The sequence below is a fragment of the Streptomyces altiplanensis genome, assembly GCF_053591575.1.
This window is the reverse complement of the sequence record NZ_JBSFUB010000163.1, coordinates 1-9,972: the sequence shown is the minus strand read 5'-3', so window position 1 is coordinate 9,972 and position 9,972 is coordinate 1. Positions and strand designations below refer to the sequence as shown.

Sequence of the window (9,972 nt, the reverse complement as noted above, 5' to 3'; positions counted from 1 at the left end):
GCCCGCGCTGCTCGCCGAGCACGGCATCAAGGGCCCCGACGTCGGCCGCATCCAGCGCGAGGGGGGCCAAGCGCCGCAAGGGCGCCGAGCGCCCGGAGGCGCTGCGCCGCCTCGTGCCGCAGGCGCTGGTCGTCGCGTTCCTGGCCGGCGGCACCTCGGCCTTCGTCGCCCACGACAAGGCGGTGAAGCTGAGCGTCGACGGCGTACCCCGCACGATGCACACCTTCGCCGACGACGTCACCGAGCTGCTGGAGGACCAGGGCGTCGAGGTGGGGGCGCACGACCTCGTCGCACCCGCGCCCGGCGCGGCACTGACGAGCGGCGTCGAGGTGGTGGTCCGGTACGGCCGCCCCGTGGCCCTGACCCTGGACGGGCAGCGGCGCCGGGTGTGGACCACCGCCCGCACGGTCGAGGGCGCCCTGCGCCAGCTCGGGGTGCGCGCGGAGGGCGCGTACCTCTCCGCCTCGCGCTCCCAGGAGATCGGACGGACCGGCCTCGCCCTGGACGTACGCACCGAGCGGGCCGTGACGTTCATGGCGGACGGGCGCGAACGCACCGTCCGCACGAACGCCGCGACCGTGCGGGAGGCGGTCGAGGAGGCCGGCATCACCCTGCGCGGCCAGGACACCACCTCCGTGCCGCCCGGCAGCTTCCCGCGCGACGGGCAGACCGTCACCGTGATGCGGATCAGGGGCACCGAGGAAGTGCGTGAGGAACTCATTCCGTTCGCCGTCGAGAGGACGGCGGACCCGTCGCTCTTCCAGGGCACCGAAGCCGTCGTGCAGGCGGGGCGGTACGGCTCCAGGAAAATCACGTACTCCGTGCGGATCGTCAACGGAGTCAGGCAGAAGCCGAGAAGGACCGCCGAGGAGATCGCCCGGGAGCCGGTCACGCGGCGCGTGAAGGTCGGCACCAAGGAACGGCCGGCCTCCGTGTCCGGGGCCGACGGGCTGGACTGGGACGGGCTCGCCCGCTGCGAGTCCGGGGGACGGCCCGGCGCGGTGGACGCCACGGGCCATTACGGCGGCCTCTACCAGTTCGACACGCAGACCTGGCAGGCGCTGGGCGGCCGGGGGCGGCCGCAGGACGCGAGCGCGGGCGAGCAGACGTTCCGGGCGAAGAAGCTGTACGTGCAGCGGGGGGCGAGCCCCTGGCCGCACTGCGGGGGCAGGCTGCGGGGCTGAGGCGGGGGCGGCGCCGTCGCGGGGCGGGTGCGGCCGCCGTTTTTCGCGGGGGCCCCGGGGCCGGTGCCGCGCCGGGGCGTCTCCCCGGGCGCCGAACGTTCGGGACGGCTGTCCGCGACGCGCAAAGCTGTGTCCGACGCCCTGCGGGGAGCGCCCCGGCACGCCCCCTCCCGGCACCCCGGTGCGCGGAGCGGCGTGGGGGCGGACCACGCGGGGCGAGGCGGGTGCCGGGGGCCTTTACGCTTGAGCGGTGAGCAGCACTGAGCCTTCTGAGACGCCTCCCGAGCCCCTGCACGACCTGCTGGGCCCCGCCGACATCCGGGAACTGGCGGCGGCGCTCGGCGTACGCCCGACCAAGCAGCGCGGCCAGAACTTCGTCATCGACGCGAACACGGTCCGCCGGATCGTACGGACGGCCGGCGTGCGGCCCGACGACGTGGTGGTCGAGGTCGGGCCCGGTCTCGGCTCTCTGACCCTCGCGCTGCTGGAGGCCGCCGAGCGGGTGGTGGCCGTGGAGATCGACGACGTGCTCGCGTCCGCGCTGCCGGCGACGATCGCGGCGCGGATGCCGGAGCGGGCCGACCGGTTCGCCCTGGTGCACTCCGACGCGATGCAGGTGACGGAGCTGCCGGGGCCCGCTCCTACGGCGCTGGTCGCGAACCTCCCGTACAACGTCGCGGTTCCCGTGCTGCTCACCATGCTGGAGCGCTTCCCGAGCATCGAGCGGACGCTGGTCATGGTCCAGGCGGAGGTCGCGGACCGGCTCGCGGCCCGCCCCGGCAACAAGGTGTACGGCGTGCCGTCGGTGAAGGCCTGCTGGTACGCCGACGTCAAGCGGGCCGGTTCGATCGGGCGGAACGTCTTCTGGCCCGCCCCGAACGTGGACTCCGGGCTGGTGTCACTGGTGCGCAGGGCCGAGCCGATCAAGACCACGGCGTCGAAGGCGGAGGTCTTCGCCGTGGTCGACGCGGCCTTCGCACAGCGCCGCAAGACGCTGCGGGCCGCGCTGGCGGGCTGGGCGGGATCGGCTCCGGCGGCGGAGGCGGCGCTGGTCGCGGCCGGGGTCTCGCCGCAGGCCCGGGGCGAGTCGCTGACGGTGGAGGAGTTCGCCCGTATCGCGGAGAACAAGGGAGCGGCGGCATGACGGTCACGGTCCGGGTCCCCGCGAAGGTCAACGTCCAGCTGGCGGTGGGCGGGGCGCGCCCCGACGGGTTCCACGACCTGGCGAACGTCTTCCTGGCCGTCGGGCTGTACGACGAGGTCACGGTCACCCCGTCCGACTCGCTGCGCGTCACGTGCTCGGGGCCGGACGCGGACCAGGTCCCCCTGGACCGTACGAACCTGGCCGCGCGGGCGGCGATCGCGCTGGCCGCGCGCCATGGCGTCCCGCCCGACGTGCACATCCACATCGCCAAGGACATCCCCGTCGCGGGCGGCATGGCGGGAGGCAGCGCGGACGGCGCGGGCGCGCTGCTGGCGTGCGACGAACTGTGGGGCACGGAGACCTCCCTGCCCGAACTGCTCGCCATCTGCGCGGAGCTGGGGAGCGACGTGCCGTTCAGCCTGGTGGGCGGGGCGGCGCTGGGGACGGGCCGGGGCGAGAACCTGTCCCCCCTCGAAGTCGGCGGCACCTTCCACTGGGTGTTCGCGGTGGCGGACGGGGGGCTGTCGACCCCGGCGGTGTACGGCGAGTTCGACCGCCTGACGGCGGACACCGAGGTCCCGCCCCCGGTGGCGTCCCCGGCGCTCCTGGACGCCCTGCGCACGGGCGACGCGACGGCTCTGGCGGGCGCGCTGGTGAACGACCTCCAGCCCGCCGCCCTGTCCCTGCGCCCCTCCCTCGCCGCCACCCTGGCCGCGGGCACGGAGGCGGGCGCCCTGGCGGCCCTGGTCTCGGGTTCGGGGCCGACGACGGCGTTCCTGACCAAGGACGAGGAGTCGGCTCGGGCGGTGGCCGCGGCCCTCACCGCCTCGGGCACCTGCCGCACGGCACGGGTGGCCCAGTCCCCGGCGCCGGGCGCGACGGTACTCGGCGCCTGAGCGGCCCGGAACCGGGCAGTCGTCGGCAAGGCTGCGGGGGCGACTACGCTTGAGCGTCTGTCCCCTTCCCGTCCCTGGAGTGCGCACTCGTGGCCGTCAACCTTGTCAATGTCGAGGCCGTCAGCAAGGTCTACGGCACTCGTGCCCTGCTCGACGGCGTGTCCCTCGGTGTCTCGGAGGGCGACCGGATCGGTGTCGTCGGCCGCAACGGCGACGGCAAGACGACCCTCATCCGCATGCTGGCCAAGCTGGAGGAGGCCGACGCCGGCCGCATCACGCACAGCGGCGGCCTGCGTCTGGGCGTGCTCACGCAGCACGATTCGCTCGACCCCGCCGCGACCGTCCGCCAGGAGATCATCGGCGACCTCGCCGACCACGAGTGGGCGGGCAGCGCCAAGATCCGCGACGTACTGAACGGTCTCTTCGGCGGGCTGAGCCTGCCGGGCTTCGAGCACGGCCTGGAGACGGTGATCGGCCCGCTCTCCGGTGGTGAGCGCCGGCGCATCGCCCTCGCCAAACTGCTCATCGACGAGCAGGACCTGCTGGTCCTCGACGAGCCGACCAACCACCTCGACGTCGAGGGCATCGCCTGGCTCGCCAAGCACCTCCAGGGCCGCCGCTCCGCGCTCGTCTGCGTGACCCACGACCGCTGGTTCCTCGACCAGGTCTGCACCCGCATGTGGGACGTGCAGCGCGGCGCCGTCCACGAGTACGAGGGCGGTTACTCCGACTACGTCTTCGCGCGCGCCGAGCGCGAGCGCATCGCGGCGACCGAGGAGACCAAGCGCCAGAACCTGGTCCGCAAGGAGCTGGCGTGGCTGCGCCGCGGCGCCCCCGCCCGTACGTCGAAGCCGCGTTTCCGCGTCGAGGCGGCCAACGAGCTGATCGCCGACGTGCCGCCGCCGCGCGACACCTCCGAACTGATGAAGTTCGCCAACTCGCGGCTCGGCAAGACCGTCTTCGATCTCGAGGACGTCACCGTCCAGGCCGGGCCCAAGGTGCTGCTCAAGCACCTGACGTGGCAGCTCGGTCCCGGCGACCGCGTCGGTCTCGTCGGCGTGAACGGCGCGGGCAAGACGTCACTGCTGCGCGCCCTGGCCGACGCGGCCCGCACGCAGGGCGACGCCCAGCCCGTCGAGGGCAAGGTCGTCGTGGGCAAGACCGTGAAGCTCGCGTACCTCTCCCAGGAGGTCGGCGAGCTCGACCCGAACCTGCGGGTCCTGGAGGCCGTCCAGCGCGTACGCGACCGGGTGGACCTGGGCAAGGGCCGCGAGATGACCGCGGGTCAGCTGTGCGAGCAGTTCGGGTTCACCAAGGAGAAGCAGTGGACTCCGGTCGGCGACCTGTCCGGTGGTGAGCGGCGGCGGCTGCAGATCCTGCGGCTGCTGATGGACGAGCCGAACGTGCTGTTCCTCGACGAGCCGACCAACGACCTCGACATCGAGACGCTGACGCAGCTGGAGGACCTGCTCGACGGCTGGCCGGGGTCGATGATCGTCATCTCCCACGACCGGTTCTTCATCGAGCGGACCACGGACAAGGTGTACGCGCTGCTGGGCGACCGGACGCTGCGGAACCTGCCGCGCGGCCTCGACGAGTACCTGGAGCGCAGGCAGCAGATGATCGAGGCCGCGGGCCCGGCGCCCGCTGCCGCCGCCACGCCCGTCAAGAAGAAGGCGTCCGGCGACGCCCGCGCGGCCCAGAAGGAAATGCAGAAGATCGAGCGGCAGCTCGGCAAGCTCTCCGAGAAGGAGACGAAGCTGCACGCCCAAATCGCGGACAACGCCACCGACTTCGAGAAGGTCGCCCTGTTCGACGCCGAGCTGCGTGAACTCGTCACCGCGCGCGACGAGCTGGAGATGCGGTGGATGGAACTGGCGGAGGACGCGTAGCAGATACGTAAAGCTGGATAACGAGCGCGTCACGGGCCGGTCCTCCCTTGGGAACAGGGGCGGGCCGGGCCCTTGTCAGGAGGGGGCCGGGTGATAGAAAGAAGCCCCGCTCGACTGACGTAGATCTGCGGGGCTCAAGTCCGATTCGCTCCGTTCCGGAGGGATTACGCCGCCGGAATTGCGGGGGAGGCCGAACGGGCGGCGGTCTCGTGTGAAGAGGTAAGCGCTGATGTCTCAGCCGCCCAACCAGCCGCCGCAGGGCGGCTTCGGAGCCCCCCAGGACCCCCGGCAGCAGCCGCCCCAGCAGCCTGCCCAGCCGCCGCAGATGCCCCCGGCCCCGCCCCAGCAGCCGCCGGCGCAGCCCGGGTACGGCTACCCGCAGGCCCCGCCGCAGCCGCAGCCGGGGTACGGCTACCCGGGCCAGCAGCCCGGCCAGCCCGGCCAGGCGGGACCGTACGGCCAGCCGCCGCAGCCCGGTCCCTACGGCCAGCCGCAGCCCGGCCCGTACGGTCAGCCGCAGCCGGGCCCCTACGGTCAGCCGCAGCCGGGCCCCTACGGCGGCTACCCCGGCGCACCCGCCCCGGGCGGCGGCAGCGGCGGCCCCTTCAAGGGCAAGCCCGCGGTCATCATCGGCGCGGCCCTCGCCGCGGTCCTCGTCGTCGGCGGCGGCGTCTACCTCGCCACCAGCGGTGACGGCGGCGGCAAGAAGAAGCCCGTCGCGGGCGGGAGCAAGGACGCCGGGACGGGCGGTCTGCCCTCCGGGGACACCGGCGGCTCCGACGGCGGCTCCGCCGGCGGGCGCGACGCCGAGGACGACCTCAACGGCGGGCGCCAGTCGGGCGAGGCCAAGGTCATGTGGCTGCAGAAGAACGACGTGGACCTGCCGCGCAACGGCTCGGACGTGTTCGGTCCGTGGTTCACCGGCAACGGCCTCGTCGTCAAGGCCATGTACAAGAAGGTCGCGGCCTACAACACCAGCGACGGCAAGGAGAAGTGGAGTCTTCCCCTCTCCACGCAGCTCTGCGCGGCGCCCAGCAGGGCCTCCGAGGACGGCAAGATCGTCTTCGGGGTCAAGAGCGACACCACCGAGCGGGCCAAGTGCAGCAAGCTCCAGATGGTCGACCTCGGGACCGGCAAGGCGGGCTGGACGGCCGAGGTGAAGAAGGAGGGGACGTTCGACCTGCTCTCCGACATCACGATCGCGATCAGCGGCAACACCGTCACCGCCGGCCGCACCGGTCACTCCACCGCCTTCAGCATGAAGGACGGCAAGGAGCTCTGGGGCAAGCTGCCCGGCGAGTGCCAGCCGTACGCCTTCACCAGCAGCGCCAAGCTGATCGCCGCCGCGGCCTGCTCCACCGGTGAGGCCGCCAAGAACCACCAGCGCATCCAGGAGCACGACTCCGCCACCGGCAAGGTGAAGTGGTCGTACCCGCTGGCCCAGGGCTGGGAGGTCGACCGGGTCTACTCCGTCTCCCCGCTCGTCGTGTCCGCGACGCACCGCGAGAAGAAGAGCTGGAGCGTCATTTCCCTGACGGACAGCGGCAAGCTGCGCTCGGAGATCGACGGGGGCAAGGACAAGTTCCAGCCGCAGTGCGGCGGCACGTTCGTCATCTTCGGCAGGAACCTCGAAGGCTGCACCGGCGTCGCCGCCGACGAGGACACCTTCTACATGGTGACCGCGGACAAGACGAGCGGCCTCAACCGCACCAACGAGGTCGTCGCGTTCAGCCTCGACACCGGCAAGCCCAAGTGGCGTTCCTCCCCGGGTCCCGACCGCACGATGACGCCGCTGCGGATGGAGGGCGACGACGTCCTGGTCCACATCGACGGCTCGTACGACAGGGGCGGCGCGGTCGCGACCATCCCGGCGTCGGGCGGCAAGCCGAAGGTGCTGCTCCAGAACCCGGCGTCGACGGCCTCGATCGAGAACAACTTCTTCGCCCCGAGGGTCGCCTACGAAGGCGGTCAGCTCTACCTCGTGAACTCCCGCGTCAGCGCCACCAACGACAAGGAGGAGAAGGAGGCGAAGACCATGATGGTCTTCGGCAAGTGACGGCACGTGACTGAGTTCCGGGTCCACGTTCCCGACGTCTTCCGCTCCCCTTCTCCAGAGGTACGTACGCCATGACGCAACCCCCGCCCCCGCCCCCGCCCAACGAGCCCCCGCAGGGCGGGTTCGGTGCCCCGACCCCGCCGCCCGCGGGCGGCTTCGGCGCTCCGGCGCCCCAGCAGCCGCCGGCGCAGCCCGGGTACGGCTACCCGCAGACGCCGCCGGCCCAGCCCGCCCAGCCCCAGCCCGGGTACGGCTACCCGGCCCAGCCCGGCCAGCAGCCCGGTTACGGCTACCCGGGCCAGCCGGGGCAGCCCAACCCGTACGGCCAGCAGCCGCCCTACGGTCAGCAGCAGCCGCCGTACGCCTATCCCCAGGGCGCGCCCCCGCAGGGCACGGGCGGCGGCAGGAAGATCAGCAACACGACGACGATCGTCGTCGCGGCGGTCGCCGCGGTGGCGCTGATCGTCGCCGGCGGCGTCTGGTACGCGTCCGGCAGCGACGGGGGCGGCAAGGACGACCCCGCCCGGAACTCCTCCGCGGGCTCGTCCGGCGGAGGCGGCGACGACGGCAAGCCCGCGCCCGACGGCGCAGGCAAGGAGCAGAAGCCGGCCGACACCGACGCCCGGCTCCTCTTCCAGCTGCCCGGCCCGAAGGTGAAGGAGTCGGTCGCCGGCGTCAACGGCTCCTGGATCACCGACGAGGCGTACGTCAAGAGCGGCCTCAACGAGGTCGTGGGCCACGACCCCGACAAGGGCACGGAGCTGTGGACGATCCCGCTCCCCGGCGAGGTCTGCGCGTCGTCGCCCCACGTCACCAAGGACAACAGAACCGCGATCCTCTTCGCGGGGCCGATGCCGGCGGGCAAGACGTACTCGCCCTGCACCGAGGTCGGGGTGATCGACCTCGCCGAGGGCAGGCTGGTGTGGCAGAAGTCGGTCAAGGCGGGTGACCAGAAGATCACCTTCAGCGAGGTCACGATCGGCGGTGACGCGGTCGGCGCCGGCGGTACCGGCGGCGGCGCCGCCTTCGACGTCGCCACCGGCAAGCTCCGCTGGCAGCCGGACGACAACGCCGAACAGTGCCGCGACGTCGGGTACGCGGGGGGCGAGGCGCTCGCCACGGTGCGCAGCTGCGGTTCGATCAGCGCTCCCCAGCTCTCCGTCCAGTACCTGAACCCGAAGGACGGCACGCCGCTCGCCACGTACAAGATGCCGAGCGGTGTGGACCGGGCGAGCATCGTCTCCACCAAGCCGCTGGTCGCCGCCGCCGACGTCGGTGACACGGCGGGCGACGGCAGTGGCGTCACCGACTTCTTCTCGATCGACGAGAAGACCGGCAAGCTGCGCGCCAGGATCGCGGTCGACGCTCAGAAGTACGCGCCGAGGTGCCGGGACACCGAGGGCTGCACCAAGGTCGTCGTCGGCAACGACAGGATCTACGTGCCGACCGAGGAGCACGAGGGCAGTGGCGTGGGGGTCCGTACGAACGAGATCGTCTCCTTCGACCTCGCGACCGGCAAGCCCACCACCGACCGGGCCGACGCGGGCGAGCGCTACGCGCTGCACCCGATCCGCATGGACGGCGGCAACATCATCGCGTACAAGTCGCCGCCCTACGACAAGGGCGGCCAGGTCGTGAGCATCGACGGCGGTTCCATGAAGGAGACGCTGCTGCTGGAACTCCCGGTCGGCGACGCGGTCCGCGATGTGGTGACCGGCTTCGGCGTGGACTCCGCGCACTACCGCTACGCCGACGGCCGGCTGTTCATGGGGGCGCGTCTCATGAGCCAGCAGCGCGACGGCTTCAAGCGTTACCTGGCGGCCGGCTTCGGCACCGGCTGACGCGTCCGGCGCGCCCGGCGCGCCCGGCGCGCCCGACGTACAGGTCACGACGGCCCCGGCAGTGGTTCGCCGCCACTGCCGGGGCCGTTCCCTGTCACACCGACCGGCAAGTAGTCCTGAATCGCGTGGAATTCGACAATCCGAGGGGCTTCTTACCGGTAAGGGGCGCGCAACGTCGAACAAGCGTGTAGCTTGCCGGGGCAGGAGGGCCGGGGGGCCAGCTCCAGGGCAGGGGTATGGGGGGTTTGTCCATGGGTGTGCGGCTCATGGTGGTCGACGACCACCGACTGCTCGCCGAGGCGCTCGCCTCGGCACTCAAACTGCGCGGGCACCGGGTGCTCGCGGCGACCGCCCCCACGTCCGGGGCGGCGGAACTGGTCGTCAGCAGAACGCCCGAGGTGTGCCTGTTCGGTACGGCGGCCCCCGCCGGCCCGGGGGTCTTCGACCCGATCGCCCACATCAAGCGCGAGCGGCCGCAGGTGGCCGTTCTCGTCCTCGGCCCGGTGCCCAGCCCGCGCGGCATCGCCGCGGCCTTCGCCGCCGGGGCGTCCGGTTACGTACGCCATGACGAGCGCATCGAAGGCGTCGAGCGCGCCATGGTGAAGGCGCGGGCGGGGGAGGCGGCGGTGGCGCCGCTGCTGTTGCAGGGTGCCTTCGCGGAGCTGCTCAACCCGGCGGCGCAGCCCGACGACGAGGGCCGGCGGCTGCTCCGGATGCTGACGCCGCGCGAGGTCGAGGTCCTGGTGCGGGTGGCGGACGGTGAGGGCACCCGGCTGATCGCGGCCGGCATGGGCATCGCGCCGAGCACCGCCCGTACGCACGTCCAGCGGGTCCTGATGAAGCTCGGCGTCGGCTCGCGGCTGGAGGCGGCGGCCCTGGCGGTACGGACGGGGCTGCTGGACCGGGCGGCGGCGGGCGCCGCGCAGGCGGGGCCGGACTTCCCCGGGTGAAGTCCGGCC

The 9,972-nt window shown here is 72.8% G+C and carries 7 protein-coding genes; all 7 read left to right on the top strand.

Annotation, left to right across the window (positions count from 1 at the left end):
- Nucleotides 1-1,184: ubiquitin-like domain-containing protein (locus tag ACWD0Y_RS35025; protein ID WP_450264305.1), on the top strand; the 1,184-nt coding region annotated here is incomplete at its 5' end.
- A 250-nt stretch (nt 1,185-1,434) separates the two neighbouring features.
- Nucleotides 1,435-2,328 (top strand): 16S rRNA (adenine(1518)-N(6)/adenine(1519)-N(6))-dimethyltransferase RsmA, encoded by an 894-nt coding sequence (gene rsmA, locus ACWD0Y_RS35020; RefSeq protein WP_450264304.1) that lies wholly within the window; start codon nt 1,435-1,437, stop codon nt 2,326-2,328.
- On the top strand, nt 2,325-3,224 hold the full coding sequence (locus tag ACWD0Y_RS35015; protein ID WP_450264303.1) for a 4-(cytidine 5'-diphospho)-2-C-methyl-D-erythritol kinase: 900 nt from the start codon (nt 2,325-2,327) through the stop codon (nt 3,222-3,224). The genes rsmA and ACWD0Y_RS35015 overlap by 4 nt, the downstream gene beginning before the upstream one ends.
- 89 nt (nt 3,225-3,313) lie before the next feature.
- On the top strand, nt 3,314-5,116 hold the full coding sequence (locus ACWD0Y_RS35010; RefSeq protein ID WP_450264302.1) for an ABC-F family ATP-binding cassette domain-containing protein: 1,803 nt from the start codon (nt 3,314-3,316) through the stop codon (nt 5,114-5,116).
- A gap of 229 nt (nt 5,117-5,345) precedes the next feature.
- Nucleotides 5,346-7,172 carry an outer membrane protein assembly factor BamB family protein gene (locus tag ACWD0Y_RS35005; protein ID WP_450264301.1) on the top strand — a complete coding sequence of 609 codons (1,827 nt, stop codon included), beginning with the start codon at nt 5,346-5,348 and terminating at the stop codon, nt 7,170-7,172.
- Nucleotides 7,173-7,243: 71 nt separating this feature from the next.
- Complete coding sequence (locus ACWD0Y_RS35000; protein ID WP_450264300.1) at nt 7,244-9,013, top strand: outer membrane protein assembly factor BamB family protein; 1,770 nt, start codon at nt 7,244-7,246, stop codon at nt 9,011-9,013.
- Nucleotides 9,014-9,264: 251 nt separating this feature from the next.
- Nucleotides 9,265-9,963, top strand: a complete 699-nt coding sequence (locus ACWD0Y_RS34995) for a response regulator transcription factor (protein WP_450264299.1) — start codon at nt 9,265-9,267, stop codon at nt 9,961-9,963.
- The last annotated feature ends 9 nt before the right edge of the window (nt 9,964-9,972 follow it).